This window comes from Mycobacterium sp. NPDC006124 (assembly GCF_040614235.1).
Taxonomy (GTDB): Bacteria; Actinomycetota; Actinomycetes; order Mycobacteriales; family Mycobacteriaceae; genus Mycobacterium.
This window is the reverse complement of record NZ_JBEXUA010000009.1, coordinates 163,101-183,165: the sequence shown is the minus strand read 5'-3', so window position 1 is coordinate 183,165 and position 20,065 is coordinate 163,101. Positions and strand designations below refer to the sequence as shown.

Annotated in this window: 18 protein-coding genes and 3 pseudogenes; 9 read left to right on the top strand and 12 right to left on the bottom strand. The window is 66.2% G+C overall.

Annotated elements, in window-relative coordinates; genetic code table 11:
• Positions 1–99: 99 nt before the first annotated feature.
• From ABZ195_RS19630 to ABZ195_RS19615, 4 genes and pseudogenes are all read right to left on the bottom strand, one after another.
• Positions 100–1,162, bottom strand: a pseudogene (locus tag ABZ195_RS19630) (IS256 family transposase); the annotation flags it as partial.
• Positions 1,163–1,263: 101 nt separating this feature from the next.
• The gene (locus tag ABZ195_RS19625) at positions 1,264–2,136 is read right to left on the bottom strand and encodes a metal-dependent hydrolase (protein WP_355220671.1); all 873 of its coding nucleotides are present in this window, start codon (positions 2,134–2,136) and stop codon (positions 1,264–1,266) included.
• Between the two features lie 223 nt (positions 2,137–2,359).
• A pseudogene (locus ABZ195_RS19620) lies at positions 2,360–2,701 on the bottom strand (helix-turn-helix domain-containing protein); the annotation flags it as partial.
• Positions 2,702–2,748: 47 nt separating this feature from the next.
• Positions 2,749–3,703, bottom strand: a pseudogene (locus tag ABZ195_RS19615) (IS3 family transposase); the annotation flags it as partial.
• Positions 3,704–4,022: 319 nt separating this feature from the next.
• On the opposite strand from ABZ195_RS19615, the gene ABZ195_RS19610 reads away from it, so the two are divergent.
• Positions 4,023–4,949 (top strand): glycosyltransferase family 4 protein, encoded by a 927-nt coding sequence (locus tag ABZ195_RS19610; RefSeq protein ID WP_355220669.1) that lies wholly within the window; start codon positions 4,023–4,025, stop codon positions 4,947–4,949.
• A gap of 18 nt (positions 4,950–4,967) precedes the next feature.
• Here the strand turns inward: ABZ195_RS19610 and ABZ195_RS19605 are convergent, their stop codons facing one another.
• From ABZ195_RS19605 to ABZ195_RS19595, 3 genes are read right to left on the bottom strand one after another with little or no spacing between them, the layout of a single operon-like run.
• Entirely contained in the window at positions 4,968–6,446 is a 1,479-nt protein-coding gene (locus ABZ195_RS19605; RefSeq protein WP_355220668.1) for a glycoside hydrolase family 130 protein, read from the bottom strand.
• The gene (locus ABZ195_RS19600) at positions 6,443–7,465 is read right to left on the bottom strand and encodes a glycosyltransferase (protein ID WP_355220688.1); all 1,023 of its coding nucleotides are present in this window, start codon (positions 7,463–7,465) and stop codon (positions 6,443–6,445) included. Before ABZ195_RS19600 ends, ABZ195_RS19605 begins: the two co-directional genes overlap by 4 nt.
• Before the next feature lie 2 nt (positions 7,466–7,467).
• Positions 7,468–8,520, bottom strand: a complete 1,053-nt coding sequence (locus ABZ195_RS19595) for a glycosyltransferase (protein WP_355220665.1) — start codon at positions 8,518–8,520, stop codon at positions 7,468–7,470.
• A 52-nt stretch (positions 8,521–8,572) separates the two neighbouring features.
• On the opposite strand from ABZ195_RS19595, the gene ABZ195_RS19590 reads away from it, so the two are divergent.
• The gene (locus ABZ195_RS19590) at positions 8,573–8,719 is read left to right on the top strand and encodes a hypothetical protein (RefSeq protein ID WP_355220663.1); all 147 of its coding nucleotides are present in this window, start codon (positions 8,573–8,575) and stop codon (positions 8,717–8,719) included.
• Positions 8,720–8,982: 263 nt separating this feature from the next.
• Here the strand turns inward: ABZ195_RS19590 and ABZ195_RS19585 are convergent, their stop codons facing one another.
• Entirely contained in the window at positions 8,983–10,215 is a 1,233-nt protein-coding gene (locus tag ABZ195_RS19585; RefSeq protein WP_355220661.1) for a hypothetical protein, read from the bottom strand.
• 153 nt (positions 10,216–10,368) lie between these two features.
• On the opposite strand from ABZ195_RS19585, the gene ABZ195_RS19580 reads away from it, so the two are divergent.
• Positions 10,369–11,010 carry a phosphatase PAP2 family protein gene (locus ABZ195_RS19580; RefSeq protein ID WP_355220660.1) on the top strand — a complete coding sequence of 214 codons (642 nt, stop codon included), beginning with the start codon at positions 10,369–10,371 and terminating at the stop codon, positions 11,008–11,010.
• Entirely contained in the window at positions 11,007–12,467 is a 1,461-nt protein-coding gene (locus tag ABZ195_RS19575) for a HAMP domain-containing sensor histidine kinase (RefSeq protein ID WP_355220658.1), read from the top strand. The genes ABZ195_RS19580 and ABZ195_RS19575 overlap by 4 nt, the downstream gene beginning before the upstream one ends.
• On the opposite strand, the gene ABZ195_RS19570 is transcribed toward ABZ195_RS19575, so the two are convergent.
• On the bottom strand, positions 12,428–13,117 hold the full coding sequence (locus ABZ195_RS19570; RefSeq protein ID WP_355220656.1) for a response regulator transcription factor: 690 nt from the start codon (positions 13,115–13,117) through the stop codon (positions 12,428–12,430). The genes ABZ195_RS19575 and ABZ195_RS19570 overlap by 40 nt on opposite strands.
• 333 nt (positions 13,118–13,450) lie before the next feature.
• Positions 13,451–14,053, bottom strand: a complete 603-nt coding sequence (locus ABZ195_RS19565; protein WP_355220654.1) for a TetR/AcrR family transcriptional regulator — start codon at positions 14,051–14,053, stop codon at positions 13,451–13,453.
• Between the two features lie 89 nt (positions 14,054–14,142).
• On the opposite strand from ABZ195_RS19565, the gene ABZ195_RS19560 reads away from it, so the two are divergent.
• From ABZ195_RS19560 to ABZ195_RS19540, 5 genes are all read left to right on the top strand, one after another.
• The gene (locus ABZ195_RS19560; RefSeq protein WP_355220652.1) at positions 14,143–14,562 is read left to right on the top strand and encodes a nuclear transport factor 2 family protein; all 420 of its coding nucleotides are present in this window, start codon (positions 14,143–14,145) and stop codon (positions 14,560–14,562) included.
• Positions 14,563–14,638: 76 nt separating this feature from the next.
• Positions 14,639–15,136 (top strand): DUF1707 domain-containing protein, encoded by a 498-nt coding sequence (locus ABZ195_RS19555; protein WP_355220650.1) that lies wholly within the window; start codon positions 14,639–14,641, stop codon positions 15,134–15,136.
• An 80-nt stretch (positions 15,137–15,216) separates the two neighbouring features.
• Positions 15,217–16,059 carry an ABC transporter permease gene (locus ABZ195_RS19550; RefSeq protein WP_355220648.1) on the top strand — a complete coding sequence of 281 codons (843 nt, stop codon included), beginning with the start codon at positions 15,217–15,219 and terminating at the stop codon, positions 16,057–16,059.
• A gap of 104 nt (positions 16,060–16,163) precedes the next feature.
• A complete protein-coding gene (locus ABZ195_RS19545; RefSeq protein ID WP_355220646.1) occupies positions 16,164–16,538 on the top strand; it encodes a VOC family protein in 375 nt (124 codons plus the stop codon).
• A 46-nt stretch (positions 16,539–16,584) separates the two neighbouring features.
• On the top strand, positions 16,585–17,637 hold the full coding sequence (locus ABZ195_RS19540; protein WP_355220644.1) for a class I SAM-dependent methyltransferase: 1,053 nt from the start codon (positions 16,585–16,587) through the stop codon (positions 17,635–17,637).
• Positions 17,638–17,663: 26 nt separating this feature from the next.
• Here ABZ195_RS19540 and ABZ195_RS19535 read toward each other — a convergent pair whose 3' ends face one another.
• Together ABZ195_RS19535 and ABZ195_RS19530 are read right to left on the bottom strand one after the other, a co-directional pair.
• Positions 17,664–18,524: a universal stress protein gene (locus tag ABZ195_RS19535; RefSeq protein ID WP_355220642.1), complete on the bottom strand. Its 861-nt coding sequence runs from the start codon at positions 18,522–18,524 to the stop codon at positions 17,664–17,666.
• On the bottom strand, positions 18,521–19,939 hold the full coding sequence (locus ABZ195_RS19530; RefSeq protein ID WP_355220640.1) for an APC family permease: 1,419 nt from the start codon (positions 19,937–19,939) through the stop codon (positions 18,521–18,523). The genes ABZ195_RS19535 and ABZ195_RS19530 overlap by 4 nt, the downstream gene beginning before the upstream one ends.
• Positions 19,940–20,065 lie beyond the last annotated feature (126 nt).

Here is a 20,065-nt window from a genome sequence, read left to right as displayed (position 1 = left end):
CTTGGGGATAGGGCCTGGGCACTTGGACATCCTCTCAGCCCACCCGTCCCGGGCAAGCCAACTCAGATGTCACCTATTCGTGCAGCAGACCCGTCAGTACAGGCCGAGGTAGCGCCGGGACTCGGCCCATTCGTCGTGCTGTTCGGCCAGGACAGCGCGACGAGACGGATCAGCGCGGTGCGGTCGGGGAAGATGCCGACGACGTCGGCGCGCCGGCGGATCTCCTCGTTGAGTCGCTCCTGCGGGTTGTTCGACCAGATTTGGCGCGAGATCTGCTGGGGAAACGCGGTGAACGCCAGCAGATCCGCCGGGCTGCCTCCAGGTTGTCGGCGACCTTGGGGAGCTTGTCGGCGAGTGCCTCGACGATCCGATCATATTGCGCGGCAACAGAGTCAGCGTCCGGTTGGTCGAACACCGAATGCAACAGAGTGCGCACCCACCGCCACGACGACTTCGGGGTCACGGCCATCAAGTTGGTCGTGCAGTGGGTTCTGCAGCGCTGCCACGCCGCCCCAGACAGGGTAGCGCCGATCGCGGCCACCAGCCCGGCGTGCGCATCGGAGGTGACCAGTTTGACCCCGGACAGGCCGCGGGCGGTCAGCGACCGCGAGAACGCCAACCAGCCGGCCCCGTCCTCGGCGGTGGACACGTCGACCCCCAGGATCTCGCGGTGGCCCTCGGCGGTGACCCCCGACTGCGATCAGCGCGTGCACGTTGACCACTCGGCCGCCTTCGCGGACCTTGAGCACCAAGGCGTCGGCGGCGACGAACGTGTACGGACCGGCGGCGAGCGGGCGGCTGCGGAACGCCTCGACCGCGGTGTCGAGTTCCTTGGCCATCACCGAGACCTGCGACTTCGACAACGAGGTGATGCCCAGGGTCTCGACGAGCTTGTCCATCCGCCGGGTGGAGACCCCCAGCAGGTAGCAGGTTGCCACCACCGTGGTCAGGGCCCGCTCGGCGCGCTTGCGGCGTTCCAGCAGCCAATCCGGGAAGTAGGACCCCTGCCGCAGCTTGGGCTGCGTTCGCCGTAGCCCGCACCGCACAGGGCGTCGGCCTCAGCGCCCATCAGCGTGTGAATGAACGTGGTGAGCAGCTCGCGCAGGACGTCGGGGTGGGTGGTGGTGGCTAGCCTGTCGGCCCAAGAGGCCACCGTTCGGATGCTCGATTCGGGCAATGCCGTCGACTTCGTTGAAATGGGACTGTGTCAGGTGCCCTGCAGGCTGGACACTCAGCTCAGCAAGGGGTATCAAACGCCTTTCGTCACAACGACTGTGCGGTTGCCGCTCGTTGACCTCCGTTCTCGTCGAACAATTCTTTCGACCAGTGCTCTAGTATCGCCGTGCTGTCCCAGTCATCAGGGTGGAAGCCGGGGCCGGTGTACGAGATGAAACGTCGTCGCGCCTCGGTGCTGAACATTGGCGAACGCCGCAGATTGTTCAGGCTGCGCGCAAGCCGTATCGGGTTGTAGGTGGCACGGTCGAAGGCCAGCGATCGGGCGGTCTGAATGATCACCTCGGAGAACAGTATGAGCGAGGCGATCCTCATCCCACGGACCCTGGTGCGCTCCGTTCCGCCGACCGTTCGGTATACGTCGAATGCGACAGCCTTGTGCTCGGACTCCTCAAACGCGTGCCATAGGAGAATCGGGCGCACCTCGGCCTCACCAATCAGCTTCTGAACTTCGTCGCTGGTGAGGATGATTTCAGCAAGGGTGGCTGTGTAGTGCTCGAGTGCCGCGGTCACGGAGAGTCGCATGTTTTTGGACATGATCTTCTCGAGAAATTCTATCAATTGTCTGACGTGGCGATCGATTCTTCCCGTCGGGTAGCCCATCGCTTCCAGGCGCTCATTCAACAACCGATGATGCATTCGATGCGTCGCCTCTTGAGCGACGAAACCCTTTATCGCGGAGCGAAGTTCGGGATCGTTGATTTGGTCAGCGTAGTTTCTCACCGAACGGATGAAGAAATCTTCGCCCTCCGGGAAAGTTGCGGACAGCACCGCAATGAAATGACTCATCACCACGTCTCCGTCCACGAAGTGCTGCCGCTTACTCTCAGTTGGCAAGGCGAAGCGCACGCGTCGCGCCTTGGGCACGCGAAGGACGGACAGGGAATTCGGGGGTGTGATCATGCGCGCTTCTCTTTCGGCGGTCGCTCATCTGACGTTAAGCATTGTCAGATGAGCATGACAGACTATGCGGCGCGAGTCCAGCACGGGTCTCTAGCCAATTTCGACAGAACGGCGGCAATGGAAACCGGTAGTCTCCGCGACGCGCTTCTCCTGCCGTGGACTAGCGGCTCCAAGGTGCGATGCGGAACGTGGTCATCGTTGCAATCTCAGTCGCAGGAGGGCCACGTGAGATCGTGGATTGGTCGCGCCCGACCGCACGGGCGATCTCCCGAACGCCCTTGTCCTGAGCCCGCAGTAGCGCAATCTCCTCACGCTCGGCGAAGGACAGATAGCGCCCCGAGGGCTGAAACTTGAGATCGAACGGCGCCATACCACCAGCGTTGTGGAACCACCGCGCTCCGACCGCCTGCGCCACGCCGACAACGCCCGAGGCTTCCTCTGCGAGAAGCCCTTTGGCGATCTGTTCCCAAAACGCCACCTCGACAGGACGCTGATACTTCGGATGCCCCGGCGTTCGAAGTTTCGGACGGATAGCCCGATCGGCTGCTTGCTGACGACGCACCATTTCAACACCTCCATCATGGGGTATTACGACGACCAGTTGAATTCGCCTTGTGATCCGGCGTCGGAGTGGTGGATGGCACCGTCGATCCGGTGACCTTGGCGGGCGCGCAAAGCGGCGGCTTGGCGGATCGCGGACTCCACGAATCGGGTCTGCTTGATGCTGGCGGCTTCCCATCCGATGATCGCGCCGGCGTAGGCATCGATGACGAACGCCACGTAGACGAACACGCCGGTGACGAGTTTGACGTAGGTGAAGTTGGCGACGAACAGCGCATTCGGGGCGGGCACCCGGAACTGGCGGTCCACCAGATCCGGTGCCCGCTCGACCGCCGGGTCGCTGATCGTGGTGCGCACTGACTTCTGCGGCCGTACGCCCTGCCAGCCGTTACGCCGCATGAGGCGCTCTACGGTGGACTTGGCCACCGGGAACCCCTGCCGCTGCAGGCGGGCCCACATCTTCACCGACCCGTACAACGACTCGGGTTTGCGGCGGCCGTGTTCGTCGGGCTCGTAGAAGCCGGCCAGGACCTTCGTGATGGCCGCGCCTCACAAGGACCGCTTCGAGGGCGCCCGCGAGGCCCACGCGTAGAACGTCCGCGGGGCGATCGTGACGCCGTGCTCGGTGAGCACGCGGCAGATCGGAGCGACCCCGAAACGGCCCCTATGGTCGGCGATGAACGCGCAGACCGAACTGGTCAGCGGCGGTTGTGCGGGTCGCTCTCCCGCACGAAGAAAGACGTTGCTGCCTTGAGGATTTCGATGGTCGGTTCCAGTTCGGCGTTGCGACGCTTGAGCACCTTGATCTCCGCGGCGGCCTCGCTCGTGACCCCGTCACGCGCCCCGTCGTCGACCTGCTGCTGGCGGATCCAGTTCCGCAGCGTCTCGGCGTTCATCCCCAACCGATGGACACCGCGGTGATCGCCGCCCACTCACTGGGATAGTCCTCGCGGTGCTCCAGCACCAACCGCACGGCCTTCGCCCGCGTCTCCGGGTCGTACTTGATCGGAAATGCACCTTCCCAAGAAAGGAGGTGTGCATCAAACGCGGGACGGTTCAGCCTAGCAGGGTGACCGATGGCTGGGTCGGCACCCACACTATGGGGCTAGGCGTCCTGGAGGTCCTACGGCGCGAGTGGAGATCTCTCCGGGGGCCGTTTTTCATGCGTGTGCTGTGAGCAGTGCCAGTCCGGCTAGGGTGTCCTCATCCACCCACGCGTGCAGGGCCAGACCGGCGACGACCCAATCCGGGTAGCCGTGTTGGCGCCCATAGCGTGGCGGACACCCCCTCGTCATTACGGGCCGTGGGAGCAGTTTGCGTCACTGTTGACCGAAGGGCTGGTCGAGGCGGGCCATCACGTCACTCTGTTCGCGACGGCGGATTCGCTCACCGCGGCCCGATTGCACGCGACCGCTCCAACCGGCTGGTCCGAGGATGCGACGATAGATGCCAAAGTCGCCGAATGCTTGCACATATCAGCGGTTTTCGAGCGCGCCACCGAATTCGACGTCATCCACAACGGATTCGACTTCCTGCCCCTCACCTACAGCGGGTTGGTGACCACCCCGGTGGTCACCACCATCCACGGGTTCTCCTCGGAACGCATCGTTGCGGTCTACGAGCGTTACGACCGCGACACCACGTACGTGTCGATCAGCGACGCGGACCGGGACCCCAAGCTGCACTATGCCGCCACCATCCACCACGGCATCGAGGTGGAGCAGTTCGCCATTGATCCCCGTCCCGGCGAGCACCTGCTGTTCTTCGGCCGGATTCATCCGGACAAGGGGACGGCACACGCGATCGAGGTGGCCCGCCGCAGCGGCCGGCGGCTCGACATCGCCGGAATCATCCAGGACGAGGACTACTTCCGGGACGAGGTCGCGCCGCACATCGACGGTCGGCACGTGCGCTATCTCGGCCCCGTGGACGCCGCGGCGCGCGCCGAGGTGCTCGGCGGCGCACATGCCCTCCTACATCTGATCGACTTCGACGAGCCGTTCGGCTACAGCGTGGCCGAAGCGATGGCCTGTGGCACGCCGGTCATCGCCAACGCGAGGGGTTCCATGGGCGAGCTGATCGACCACGGCGTCAACGGCTTCCTCGTCACCGACATCGAGTCGGCGGTGGCGGCGGTCGCTTCGGCGGGTGAGGTCGACCGGGCCCAGATCGCAGCCGTCGCCGCCGCCCGCTTCGCGATTGCGACCATGGTCGACAAGTACGTGCAGGTCTACCGAGAGATCATGGGTTAGCGGCGCCCTCGGAGCCCGTCACGCGACGAGTGCGGACAGCAGTCGGGGCAATTCGATCGTCCCCATTCCGATGGCCACGTCGCCGATGCCGTAGGGCAAGAACAGGATGTCGTCGTGGACCAAGGCCCCGCAGGAATACACGACGTTGGGCACGTACCCGTCCCGTTCGTCGGGGTCGGGGACCAGTAGGGGTTGTCGCAGGCGACCGAGGATTCGCGTCGGGTCGTCGAGGTCGAGCAGGATGGCGCCAATGCTGTAGGTGCGCATCGGTCCGACGCCGTGGGTCAGCACCAACCAGCCGACATCGGTTTCGATGGGCGGGCCGCAGTTGCCCAACTGCAAGGCCTCCCACGCCTCGACCGGTCGTTGGCACGGAGATGCCCGTGGCCACACGGATATGTCGTCAGACGTGGCGAAGGTGTTCGATTCGCGGTCAGATCTCGACATGGCCGCGAACCGGCTGTCGATTCGGCGGGGGAATATCGCCAGACCCTTGTTGGCCGCGGCGAATCCCACCAGCGGGGTAGAGGTGAACGACTCGAAGTCGGTGGTCGTCAGCAATTGTTGACTGATGTGCGAGCCGCTGTACGCGGTGTAGGTGGCGTAGTAGGTGACCGAACCGTCGTCGTCGACGAAGCGGACGAAGCGGGCGTCCTCCATGCCCGCTGCCTCGGCGCTCATCGCCGGCCACAACACGCGTTCGGAAAGTAATATGTCAGCGTTGAATCCAATCGCGTAGGTCCGATCGGCGATCCCGGCGAACAGAGCAATCGTCTTCTCTGCGTGCCCACGGGTTCGCACCGTGGAACGGAGTTGATCGAGGCGGCGGTCGAGCTCGTCGCGAGTGAAGTGGTCGCCGAGAACGTCGAGCACGTAATCTGCCGACTCGCCGGCGTCGCCGATTCTGGCCAACTCGCTGCGAAAGACCGCTGCGGCGAGCGGAGCAGAGCTGACGGCGCCTGCGGCGGCGTACCGCGGCGGCTCGTCCAAGGTGATGTTCGCGGCTGAGTCCACCACCCCGGTCCGGAATCCGATGGACGACTGATGCCCCTCACCGATTCCGCGCACACTCATCACGAACCGCAAACTACCTGCGGACACACCACTTTGATCAGGGTGAGCCACCATGCTCGGGTTGCACAACGCGGCTCCTTCGATGGCGTATTCGCTCGTGAAGGTCGCACCCAGCAGAAGATGACGTGCCTCGGAGAGTTCCTGGTCGCGGTCAAGCCGATCCTCGAGTTCGCGAGCGTGCCTGTCGAAGATTCCCTCGAGGTCTCGGTGGCGTCCGTCGAACCGGGTGATGACGTCGTCCAAGGTGGCCTGCACCTCGTCATCCGTCAGGGCCAAGATTCGAGCCAGGACGGCTCCGGCCCGTGAGTCGCGGAGCTCGAAACCCTCTTGGCCGGGGACGAACAGCTTGGTGATCACCCGCGCCGGCTGAGCCGCGAGCCGCAGGGGGCTTCGCGACACGAGCCCGCTGGAACTGGAAGTCACTGCGGCACGATGGCGAATCGCTGCGCGTGCTGCAGCGTCGAGATCAGCGCCAGCGTCGACTCGGCGCCCTGATTGAGATTGACCCCGTCGCTGTGCAACCCGTCGAAACCGCCACCCGTTTCCTGGTCCCACATGACACGTCCCGAGTCGTTGTCGCCCATGAACCACGCGGCGGCGTCGAGCACGCCGTCGGCCCACTTCGGATTGTCGTCGACGAGGGCCGCGCGAGCACACGCGTCGGCGATACTAGCCACCTCGATCGGCTGTTGGTCGAAGCCGGGCCGCGCTTCGCCAGGCCCAAAACCCGCTGCCGGACTGGGGGATAGGCGACCGTCTCTGGTGTGGTCGTCGACCAACCACGCCAGAAGTGCAAGTCCGTGGTCGAGGAGACCCGGACGGTCCAGAGCGACGCCCGCGGCGATCATCGACTCGGCGAGAACGGCATTCGCGTAGGCCAAGCGCGGCTCGGGCCATGGCCAATCCGGATCGTCGTTCGGCGCGGAGACCTCGTTGGCGAAGTGGGTGACGAGGTCGACTGCCGTTTGACTTCCTGGGCTGACCGTCAGAATCTCGGCGGCGCCCAACACGGCGAAGGCCATTGCCCGCGGGTATTCCGAGCGCTGCCGTGCGGCGCGTTCGAAGTGCTCGACGGCGCAGGAGCGGACCGCGGCGACGTCGCTGTGGGCGGCGGCGGTTCCCAGTGCCCACACGCTGCGTCCCCAGCAGTCCTTCGCCGTCGGGCCGTCCGTCCATTCGCCCGAGGTACTCATTCGATTGCGGACCAGACCCGACGGGCTCTGCGCCGCCGCAAGGAATCGCAGGGCGAGGTCGGCCAGGCCGCGAACTTCGGTTGTTGGCAGGTGTTCTCGCGTGGCGACGACCAAGACGCGGGCCACGTCGTCGGTGCAGTAGCCGTGCTCGGGCCGCGGATTCGAGAAACGAGCGTGCTCGAAGGTGCCGCGCTCGTCGGTCAACGACAGCAGATGGTCGAACTTCGGCAGCGGCGTCGTGGACGGCAGCGTCACGACGCCAACGACCGGCGCTCGGCCAACAGCGTCTTCGCCACACCGAGGTACGCGTTGGCGACCACCGGCCACGCCATCGACGGGGCCAGCCTGGCTGCCTCTGCGGCCATGGCTGCCCTAAGCCGAGGCTGGGTCAACATCCGGTACAGCGCCGAGACCAGCGCACCGGGATCGTCATGGTCGACGACGATGCCCGCTCCACTGGCGAGCAGTTCGACCGCGTGGGGGAAGGCAGTCGAGATCACCGGTGTGCCACATGCGATCGCGTCGACCAAGACTCCGGAGGTCACCTGGTCTGAGGAGTCGTAGGGAAGTACGACGATCGACGACGTCTGAATCAGCGACGTCAACGAGCCGACGTCGCGGTACGCAGGGTCGAAGCACACCGATTGGGCGACACCGAGGCGTTCCGCGCGATCGATGAGTCCGTCCCGATAGGACTCGCCGTCGGCCGCCAGAACCTTGGGATGGGTTCTGCCTGCGACGCGGTAGCGCGGCCGGACGCCGAGCCCGTGCAACGTGCCCAGCCCATCGATCACCCGCTCGATGCCCTTGCCGGGCCCGAGCAGGCCCCAGGTCAGCAACGTCGGTTCGTGAGACGACGCTGCCGCGGCCCGCTGCCCTGGAACCGTCGCACCGTGGGGAATCGTCACGACCTTGCGCGGGTCGACGTCGAATCCCCGCCGCAACCGTCGGTTCGCGGCGTCGGACATGACGACCACCCGGTCCGCCATCGCGGCGATCTCGACGAGGACCGAACGCTGATGAGCGGTCGGTGTGGTCAACACCGTATGGGCGACGACGATCGACGGCACGCGCAACCCGCCGATGACGTCGACGACCTCGTCGCCGTCATCGCCGCCGTAGAGGCCGTACTCGTGCTGAACGATGGCGATGTCGTTGTCATTCAACGATTCTGATGCGGCAGCGACGGAAGTGGCTGAACCGTTGACCAAGTGGGCGACGACGCTGGGGTCAGTCGTCGTCGACTCGTCGGAGATCCGCACGACGTTCACGTCGCCGCCGTGAAACGACAATCCCTGCGCCAAGGCGGCACTAAAGGTCGCCAGTCCGCACGCAGTGGGCGGATAGGTGCTGAGGATGCCCACTGTCGGAGTGCGACCGAGCGTGCGGTCGGTGGTCGGGTCCGACACCTGGGATGGAGCGGTCGAGGGCGTCATGCGAGTGACGGGTGAGATCAAGGGACTGTCCCAATCGATATTCGTCACGGAGTTCGGCGCGAGCTGACGCTCGGCGGTACAGGCGACGGACGGCCTGTCACAGCCCGGACTGGCTGGGTTCCCAACACTGCTGACCCTACACCCAAAGTCGCTTGGCCACCGTGCAGCGTTCGCGGCCATCGTCGAGCCAAAGGCGCGGCAAACCTTCACCACCACTTCGCTCATCGCCGAGCGCCCAGGGTTCAGCGCCGATATGCGTTATGCGGCATCGGATCCGCCGCGGCCAGCCGATCGGCTTCCCACCCGTGCTGCGCCACGGGGAAACGTCCGCTACACGAGTGCGGTCAACAAGTCGTTGAGCACCGTCGTCTCGGTGGCGGGATCGGGATTCGCGTTCCGGATCGAGGTGAGCACGGCGTCGATGCGGCCGTCGATCGCCGTCCAGACGGAGCCGTCCATCGCCTCGAGCTTGGGTTGTGCTGCATCCCAATCGGTTTCGAGCTTCTTGGCGCCGGCTGTCGCGCCCGCCTGATCGCCAGTCTTGACCTTGATCAGCATGTCCTCGGTGAGTGCGCGAAAGTTCGCGACGTCAGCCGGCGGGAACTTCGCGACGGCTTGGCCAGGGGCGATGGCGGTGATCGTCGATGGTGCCTCGGCCCCCGGGGGTGCCCCGTGCGGCTGGGCGTTGGCCCAGGTGAGCAGTCCGATCGTTGCGGCGGCGACGGCGGCGAAGTAGCCGAGCATCACGTTCTCCCGGCTCGGGTTCTCGGCGCGGGGTGCATCGGATTCGATGACGTCGGCTTTGGTCACGGTGAGATAGACGACCGTGCCCAGGATGGCGGTGAGGAAGATGACGCTGGTGACGGCGACTCCGAGGCCGAGGCCTTGTTGATCCGTCGGGAAGCCCAGCCAGTCGCCCATGTTGGCTCCGAGCGGGCGGGTCAGAACGTAGGCGAGCCAGAAGGACAGCACTGCGTTGGCGCCGAGCCTCCATCCGACGACGATCGCGACGATGAGACCGGCGGGCAGCAGCACCGCGATGCCCGGGCCCCATCCGGTGATCTCCAGGGTCCAGTCTCCGACCGCGGTTCCGAGGGCGAAGGTGACCAGAATGGCCAGCCAGTAGAACGACTCGCGCGGCAGCGTGGTGATGCTGTGGATGGACAGTGTCCGCTCCCTGGCGAACCACAGGCCGAAGACCACCGCCAAGACGGCGGCGAAGGCGGCACTGCTGGCCACCAGGGGAACGCCAAACTGGTCGGTGAGGATATCGGTGTAGAGCGTTCCGGTGACACTGAGCACCACCACCGTCGACCAGTAGACGAACGGCGTGTAGCGGTCCACGGTGAGCTGCCAAGCCAATACGGCGGCCAACACCACGGTGAAGATCACCGCGGTGGGGACCAGCCCGACGCCGAGCGTCATGTTGATCCAGTCGGCGAAGCTCTCACCCACGGTGGTGCACAGAATCTTGATGACCCAAAACCACACGGTGATCTCTGGGACCTTGCTCAGCATCGAATGTGAGGACTTGACTGCCGCTACGTTGGTCGTCTCGTTCATGGGGCCGGAAGCTACGGATGTTCCGCTGAGGGCCCGCTGAGAATTCGGGACGGGACCGTCCTCAGCGTGGTCTCAGCGGGCTGGTCCGACGCTGTCCCCATGAACGTGAGTCGACGACGGGGTAGGTCAACCAACTACGCAATGCTCATTCTGATGCCGTTGGTCATGGCCTTCCTGGCGCTCGCCGTGATCGCGCACGACGCCGGCCACGGCACCGTCGCGGACCACGCGGTGCTGGCCTGGATGGTCGACCATCGACACGGTTGGCTGACGACCGTTGCCGTCATGGTCACCAACGCCGGAAGCCCCGTGATGGCGGCGCTGATGGCGGCGATGCTGTGGTGGCGCCTGCGATCGCCGATTCCGGGACTGGTCGTCTTCGGCACGCTGGCAGGTGTCTACGGGATCAGCACACTGACCAAGGCCGTCGTCGGGGCCCACCGCCCCCCGCGGACCGTGCAGCTCCTCCTAGAGGTGGATCCTTCGTTCCCTTCGGGACACGTCACGGGCACGTTGACCTTGGTGGGGATCGTCGCAGTCGTCGTGGGGCGACACCGACGGCGAACGGTGCGATGGGCGTTGGCGTTCGGCGTGGTGACGGTCACGGCAGCGGTGGCCCTGACCCGGCTCTACCTGGGCGTGCACTGGCTCACCGACATTTGTGGCGGACTGCTGCTCGGCAGCGTCGCCGTCGTCCTCGGGTCGGCCACCCTCGCGGCTGTCGCATCAACGGATACGACGCTCGGTGGGCATCGCGCCGAGCCGCCGGTCGCAGAGGTGACTCGGGTGGCATGATCCGGTCAGTCGCGACGCGATGGAAGACTGCCGACCATGCTGGGGGAGCACCCTTGCCACGATTGAGGCAACCCGGTACGTGGTTGCGGCCGCGGTACTGGGGCATCTCGGCTCGATCGGCGTTCGCCTCGGCTGCGGTCGTGCTGGTGGCCTTCGTCATCGCCGGCGTGGGTTTGGCCCTCATTCTGTACCGCTCGCTCCTGGCCGGAGTCGACGACGCGGCCGCCGCCCGCGTCCGAGACATCGTGGCGGCGCTACAGTTCGACGCTGCGAGGGATCTCGACGGCGCCCTCACCGCGACCGACCAGCGCATCGTCGCGGTCCAGGTGATCGACACGGGGGGAACGGTCGTCACGCGATCGGCATCGGCGCCGCAGACTCCGCTGATCGACCCGAAGTCCATCGGCACCATAATGCGGATCGGGTTACCCGACCACACCTCGCCGGACGGGGACACGCGATTCAGCGGCCAAACCGTCAACGGCATCGGCGGCCCGTACACGGTCCTCGTCGGGGCGGGGAGCGAAGCGGTCGAGTCGACGGTCAAGACCGTCGTGGTCCTGCTGGCTGGCGCCGCGCCGGTCGTGACGGTGGCTGCCGGCGCGGTCAGCTACCTTCTGGTGGCCCGCTCGTTGCGATCCGTCGACGCCATCCGTACCCGAGTGGCCGACATCAGCACGTCCGACCTTGCCGAGCGGGTGCCCGTCCCCACCAACTACGACGAGATCTCTGCACTGGCCCTGACCATGAACGAGATGTTGTCCCGAATCGAGGCGGGCCACGAGGCGCAGCGGCGGTTCGTCGGCGACGCGTCACACGAACTCCGAAGCCCGGTGCAGGCCATGCTCTCGGCCCTCGACGTCGCCGCGGCGCACCCGGAGTTCCTCAACGCCGAACTCGCCAGCGGCACCCTGCGGCCCGAGGCGCAGCGGATGGAGTCCCTCGTCGAGGACCTGCTGCTGTTGGCTCGTGCCGACGAACGCGGACTTACCTTGCGGCGCAGGGATGTCGACCTCGACGACCTCGCGTCACTGGAGGTGGGCAGGTTGCTTCGGCAGACGAGTCTGACCGTCGACGTGGAATTGGCTCCGACCCGGCTGGTCGGCGATCCCGGCGGGTTGGCACGCGTGCTGCGAAACCTGCTGGACAACGCGTCGCGACATGCCGCGTCGCGAATCGAGCTGAGGGTCCACCCCGAGGAACATCACGCCGTCGTGACCGTCGCCGACGACGGTCCTGGAATCGCCGAGGCCGATCGCACGAGGGTGTTCGATCGGTTCGTGCGCCTCGACTCCGACCGCGCTCGCAGCGGCGGTGGCACGGGCCTAGGCCTGGCGATCGTCTCGGAAGTGGTTGCCGCGCATGGCGGCACCGTCACCATAGGTGACGGTGCCGCCGGTGGCGCACTGGTGACGGTTCAGCTCCCGTTGACGAATTCGCCGGAGTCCAGTCGGTAGCCCGCACCGCGGATGGTCTGAATCGTGTTGGTGCCAAAGGGAGTGTCGATCTTGCGGCGGACGTAGCCGACGTACACCTCGACCACGTTGTCGGGTCCCGCATAGTGCGCGTCCCAGACGTGTTGCAGCATGTCGTTCTTGGTGATGACCGTGTCCTTGTGACGCATCAGATATTCGAGGACGCCGTACTCGCGCGGTGTCAGCTCGATGGGCGTCGAGGCACGTTCCACGACCCGCCGGGCGGGATCGAGGCTGAGCGTGCCCGCGGTCAGCACCGTGGGGCGCTGAGGTGCGCCACGCCGAAGCAGAGCCCGCAAGCGTGCCAACAGCACGATGAACGCGACTGGCTTGGAGAGGTAGTCGTCGGCGCCCAAGTCGAAGGCGTCGGTCTGGTCGTAGTCGCCGTCCTTGGCCGTCAGCATCAACACCGGTGTCCACACTTCGCGGGCGCGCAGCGTGCGCAGCACCTCGTAGCCGTTGAGGCCGGGAAGCATGATGTCGAGAACGATGACGTCGAACGCGTGCTCGGTTGCCTCCCACAGGCCGTCGACGCCGTTGTCGGCGTGCACGACGACGAATCCCTCAGCGCGCAAACCCATGCTGAGAGTGGCCGCGAACCGCGGTTCGTCCTCGACGATCAAGACCTTCACGATCGCCATCCTTCCCTCGTCGGTCGGGGCGTGCCAGAGGGCAGCGGTCGGCGAACCCTAGGGGAGTGATGCGCCCACCGCTTCTGCCTTCGTCGACGCCGCGACTGGTGCGACCCCGCTGACGGCCACGTTCGCAGCGGCCCGCTGTGAGGACGCTGAGGTCACTCAGCCGACGGGGGCCCGCGGAGCCGCGACGCGAATGGCGGTACCTGCTCGTCGTCGGCGACTTCTCAGCGCACCGCGAACACGATCGACCTCGTTCGAGAATCAGAGTCGAGGTGCTCACCACTTCTCGTGACCGCCATCTGCGCCACCGCTGTCTCGGACGATCCCCTAGAAATGGGAAAGTGCGTCGAGGTCGACGTGGTGTGCGTAGAGGCCCAGGAGTTGGTGGGCAAGGTGGGTCGATTCCGTCGCGGTGATGGTTCCCAAAGCGCCGTCTCGGCTCAAGACGCAAAGCCCGTGGACCAACGCCCAGCTGATGAGAGTCAACGGTGAGGCCTCCACGTCCTCGCCGACATGCGGTGTGGTGGTGCTGCCGAGGGCGGCCAGCACGTCGATGGCGCGTCGCCGTGCCGTCACGAAGTCGGAGTCGTCGTCGTTCAGTTCGGCAGGGGCGAACATCATCTCGAACAATGCGGGATGGGCCTGCGCGTAGTCGAAGTAGACCTGTCCCATCGAGGTCAACGTGGTCTCGGTCGCGCCGCCGGCCACCGTGGACAGGGCGTCGGTGAGGTCGTGAAAGCCCTGGGCTGCGACCGCGGTGAGCAGGCCCGCCCGGTCACCGAAGTGGTGCTTGGGCGCGGCATGGGACACCCCGGCTCGGCGGGCTACGGCACGCAGACTCACCCCGGGCCGGCCGTGTTCGGCCAGCTCGGACCTCGCGGCGTCGAGGAGGGCTTGGCGGACGTCGAAGGTCGCGACGGCAGGACTCATGGGCCCATCATCTCGAATCTTGATTGACGTTGTCAATCAGCGGGAGTACGTTGCTGTTGATTGACATCGTCAAACAAAGGAGAAGGTTCGTGTACCACGCCATCGTCAAGCGCGTCGCCGCCGCAAACTTCGGCCGCGTCAACGACCACGACTACGCCGCCATCCTGTCCACCTGTGCACCCACCATCGAACACCGCTTTGGCGGCCGTCACGCCTTGGGCGGCAGCCGTAGAGGTCACGACGCGCTGGCACGGTGGTTCGACCGTCTGGGCCGATTGATGCCCACCCTGCGCCTGACGGTCGAGGACACCTGGGTCACCGGCTGGCCGCACCACACCACCGTCGTCATCCGGTGGACGGCCACCGCGACATTGCCCGACGGCACCGCATACGCCAACCACGGCGTGCACGTGATCACCATGCGCTGGGGCAAGGCCATCGCCATCGACGCCAACGAAGACTCCCAAGCCGTCGCCGAGGCCTTGGTCGTCGTCGCCGCGTGCGGTTAGGACGAGGCCCTCGCCGCCCCCATCACTCACTGACGTACGCCACCCGCCCCCACCGAAGACACCGAGAGGACACGCCATGAACTGCCCCGCCACGCAGCCGTACGTTCGACTCCGCCAGCGCTCCCCGATCGAGCCCGCCGCGCGCGCCCGCGACACCCGTGCCAACGACACCGACCGCGGCCGTACCGCCAATGTGTTGGGCCAGGCGTTCGCCCAGGGCTACCTCGACCTCGCCGAGTACGACGACCGCCTACGTCAGACCTGGGAGGCCGTCACCGGCGCCGCCCTCGGCGAACTTCTGGTCGACCTTCCCGTTGGCAGCATCACCCGTCGCGATCCCCGCCGTCGCGCCGCGCGAGTCGCTGCCGCCCGTCGCGGAGTTCTGTTGCATGTCCTGGCGTATTCGACCATCGCCGGGACGTGCCTCGCCGTTTGGCTCGCGGTCGCCCTCTCCGTAAGTGCTTGGTACTTCTGGCCGATCTGGCCCATCCTCGGGGGTGGCGTCGCAGTCGTGGCGCACGCCATCCCCGTCCACCTCTACGGTGGCAGTTCTCGTAGTGGAGTGTCTCCGTAGCGGGTCGCCGGCCACGTTCGCAGCGAAGGCTGTGTGGACGCCCGTGCCGAGGCCGGCAGGCCGGATGCACACTTGACCAGATGAGCGCCGCCGAGCCCCTGCTGACCCCCACCCTCGTCGCCGTCTGCGTGATGATGGCGGTGCTGGCTGCCGTGGTGAACCGCGTGGTCTTGCATGGGTCGCCCTGGGCGGCACCCACCGCGGCGCTGCGGGCCACCGCGCAACTGGCCGCCGTGGCGACCGTCCTGGCGGTCGCACTGCAGCAGCTGTGGTCGTCGGGCTTGGTGCTCGCGGTGATGTTCGCGGTCGCCTCGGTCACCGCCGCACGCCGCAGCCAGGCCCGGCGCGGAGCAGGGTGGCTGGCCGTTGCGCTGGCCGGTGGAATGGTCGCGGTCATGCCCCTGCTGCTGCTCACCGGTGTCGTCCCGTTGACGGGAGTCGCCGTCGTTCCGGTGTTCGGCATCGTGCTGGGCGGCACCATGACCGCGTCCGCGGTCGCGGCTCGACGAGCGCTCGACACCCTGGGTGAACGCCGCGGCGAGGTGGAGGCCGCCCTCAGTCTCGGCCTCCCGGAACGCTTCTCGAGGATGATGGTCATACAGCGTCCCCTCTCCGATGCGCTGATCCCCAATCTCGATCAGGCGCGCACCGCCGGATTGGTCACTCTCCCCGGCGCGTTCGTGGGAGTCTTGCTGGCGACCGGGTCAGCCACCCAGGCCGGCGCAGTACAAGTCCTCGTCCTGGTTGCGCTGCTGCTGGCGCAGGTCTGCGGCGTGGCAGTGGTGGGTGAACTCGTCGCACGCGGATTGATCATCCGACCGGATCCGACACTGGCTCAGGCCTCCACCTCGGCTCGGGCAGGCGCGACTCGGGTGTGCCTCCGGAGGCTCACCCAGAGGTGCACGACACGAGGACGGCTCTGACTCCGGCGGAACGTGCGGTGCACGCCCCCAGCGAAGGGAACAGTCACCATGTCCAACACTCACCGCACCGATGAGTTCGGAGGCCGAGATGGGTCGGTACCGGTATGACCAATCACGTCTTCACCAGCGTTCAGTGCGTCGCCGTGCCCGTTTCCGACCAAGACCGGTCGAAGGCCTTCTTCGAGGAATTCGGCTTCACCACCACGATGGATGCCGAGCTGCAGCAGGGCTTTCGGTGGGTCGAGTTGGCACCTTCGGGCGGTGGGACGTCGATCTCGTTGGTGCGGACTGGTGACGACCTGCCGACGGGAGTCGACACGGGCATCCGCCTGATCACGCCCGACGCACGAACCACCCATGCGGAACTTGCCGCCAAGGGGCTTCAGGTGGGGGAGTTGTTGGAGTGGGAGACAGCACCCCTGATGTTCAGTTTCCGCGATGCCGACCACAATCGGTTCTACGTCAGCCAGTCTGTCTGAGGGCCCTGGGTCGGGGTACCCGAGAGACTCCGCGAAGCGAGGTGCGATGACCGAGACTGCCGAGGACTTCGCCGGTCGGCTGACCGATGCGATCGACGGCGCCGGCTTGGTGCTGCTCACCAGCATCGGCCATCAGACGGGCTTGTTCGACCACATGGCCGCCTTGGGTGACGCGAACAGCACCGAGATCGCGCAAGCGGCCGGACTCGACGAACGTTACGTTCGAGAATGGTTGGGTGGCATGACCGTTGGTGACGTCGTCACATACGACGGCGACGCCGGCACCTACCGGTTGCCCGCGCACCGAGCCGCAATGCTGACGCGTTCGGCGGGGCTGAACAACATGGCGCGCCTCACCCAGTACATCCCACTGCTGTGCGAGGTCGAGCAGCAGATCCTTCCCCGTTTTCGCGAAGGTGGCGGGTTGCCGTATACGGCGTATCCCCGGTTCCACTCGGTGATGGCCGAGCGTAGCCGGGAGGTGTTCGACTACGCCCTGGTCGACCAGGTCCTGCCGCTGGTCGACGGATTGCCCACGCGGATGAGCACCGGACTGGACGTGGCCGACTTCGGTTGCGGCAGTGGGTACGCCATCGGGCTGATGGCGCGTGCATTCCCGGCGAGCCGGTTCACCGGTGTCGACATCTCCGAGGAGGCGACCGCCGCCGGGGCCGCCTGGGCGAGATCGGCCGGGTTGACCAACGTCACCTTCCAGACCCGCGATCTGGCCGAGCTAACCGACCGCGACGTCTACGACGTCGTGACCGTATTCGACGCCATCCACGACCAGGCTCAGCCCGCGACCGTGTTGGCCAACATCCACGGCGCATTGCGGGCCGGAGGCACGTTGCTGATGGCCGACATCAAGGCGTCGAGCCATCTCGAAGACAACGTCGGCGGCCCTATGAACACCTATCGGTACACGGCGTCGTTGATGCACTGCATGCCGGTCTCGTTGGGGATGGGCGGGGTTGGGCTGGGGACGATGTGGGGCCAGCAGCTGGCACAGTCGATGCTCTGCGACGCGGGATTCTCCGCCGTACGGGTCACGGAGTTGGACTCCGATCCGTCGAACTTCTACTACATCGCCCAAAAGTAGGCCGCTGGATGAGGTGACCGCAGCGGTCACACCGACGGGCTGGCATCCTCGCCCGGCGTCACCACGATCGGAACCTGCAGGACTCGCAGAATCCTGGCGGCGGTCGAACCGATGAACAGTCGGCGCGGCGGGGCCAGTCGACTCGACCCAAGCATCAGCAGATCGCCGGGCTCCCAGTCGAGCCCGTCGACGGCCGCCTCGACCGTGTCGCCGTCGGCGACGACCGCGGTGACGGCGGCGCCCTCCGATAATGCTGACTTCACGGATTCCAGTGTGGCGTAGGCATGTTCGCGAGCAGCCTCAAGGCCCTTCTCGCCGTGCTCGTCGAGCGCCACCAGCGAGACCAGTCGTAGCGGGGCCCCGGTGGCCCGGCTCGCCGACACCGCGGTCTCGAGCAACCGAGCCGCGCCGGGGCGATCCCCGACGGCGCAGGTGACGCGCTGAATGCGCGGCACCTCGGAGTGCCGCGTACCACGCGGGGCGACGGCCACCGGCACGGGTGCCGAGTGCAGCAAGTCGTCGACGAAGGAGCCAAGCGCGAGGCTGCCGGCCAGGCCGCCGCCGGATCCACCGACGACTAGGACCGTCGCATCCAGCCTGAGTGCTTCCTCGCCAAGCGTCTCGGCGACGGACTCCCCGATGAGCACCTCGGCCCCGGCCGCTACGTCGTCGGGCACCAGACGCAAGGCGTCGCCGAGCCATGCCGAGCCCTGGCCGGCGAGCACGTCGTGAAATTTGTCGGCCGTCACGCGCGGAGTGGTTACGTCGTCGGGCGACAGCACCATTCGCAGCTCTAGCTCGGCGCCGAGGGTGCGGGCGAGTCGGACTCCGAGTGCCAGGGCATCGGCACCGCCAGCGGTCGCGAGATAACCGACGACGAGCTTCACTCGTGTCCACCTCTCTTGCGATGCTCGACGTGCTCGATCGGCGTGCCCTCCTCGGCCAGGGTCTCCTCTTCGATTCTCATCGTGAGCGGCTTGCGCAACCCGCGGGTGACGTACACCAGCAGTACGAGGCCGATGACGAACCAAATGGCCCCGTAGAGCAGGGCGTCGAAGTGCAGGTTGAGCCACAGCACCACCGTCAGGGACATGCCGATGACCGGCAGCACGATGTTGGTGAAGATCTCGACCGGCGTGTGCCGCTTCTTCAGGTGCACGGCGAAGTACAACAGCACGGTCAGGTTGACGACGGTGAAGGCGATGAGGGCACCGAAATTGATCATCGCCGAGACGAATTCGAGGGTGAACCGGAACGCGAGGAGCGACACGGCGCCGACGATCAGCACGGCGTGCAGCGGGGTCAGGAACCTGGGGTGGATGTAGGACAGGAAGCGTGGGATGCGGCCCGTCTGGTTGCGGGCCATCACGTAGATCATGCGGGAGACACTGGCGTGTGAGGACAGGCTGGAGGCGAACATGGCCGCCAGCGCAGCCGAGACGAATAGGATCTTGAAGAACTCTCCGCCAACCTTCAGCGCGAGCTCCGGCAGGGTGTCGTCGGTGACCTCGAATCCGTCGAGCGTGGGAAAGGCGCTCTGGGCGAACCACGCGCCGAGCAGGAAGATCGCGCCACCGATGAGTAGGGCCAGGACGATCGCCTTCGGGACGGTGCTCGGCGTCTTCGCCTCTTCGCTGTACATCGTGATCGCGTCGAACCCGATGAACGAGAAGCACACCACGGTGGCGCCGGCGATGACTGCGCCCATGTCCACGCCGGCGTGATACAGCGGTTCGAGCGTCAGCGCGGTGCCCTGGCCAAGTCCACGCGACAACGACAAATAGGTCAGGACGACGAACGCGCCGATGAGCACCGTCTGGAAGACGACGAGCACTCCGTTGATGTTCGACGTGCCCTTGATGCTCCAGCAGTTGAGCGCGGTGACGATTGCCACGTAGACGACGACGAAGATCCAGGACGGGGCGTCGGGGAAGAACGATTCGAAGTAAATCCGCCCGATGACCGCGTTGACCATCGGCAACAGCAGATAGTCGAGCAGCGAGGACCATCCGACGAGGAAGCCGACGTTGGGGTGAATGACCTCCGATGCGTACGTGAACGCCGACCCCGCAGAGGGGAAGACCCGGGTCATCCGGCCGTAGCTGAGCGCGGTGAACACCATGGCGACCAGCGCGACGATGTAGGCGAGCGGAACCACACCATCCGTCTCCTCCGACACGATGCCGAACGTGTCGAAGACCGTCATGGGGGTCATGTAGCCGAGGCCGAGCCCGACGATCGCCCACAGGCCGAGTGATCGCGAGAGGTGAGACGTGGCGGCTGGTGCCGTGTTCTGTTGCACGCGAGACCCTTTCGTCGAGCATCGGGAACGTCCCCCGTCGCCTTCCAAGGTGGCAGCCGGGTTCCCAGACGGACACCCTATCCAGATGGGGGCGTCGACCGTCCGTTTCGGGCGACATTCCCCTCG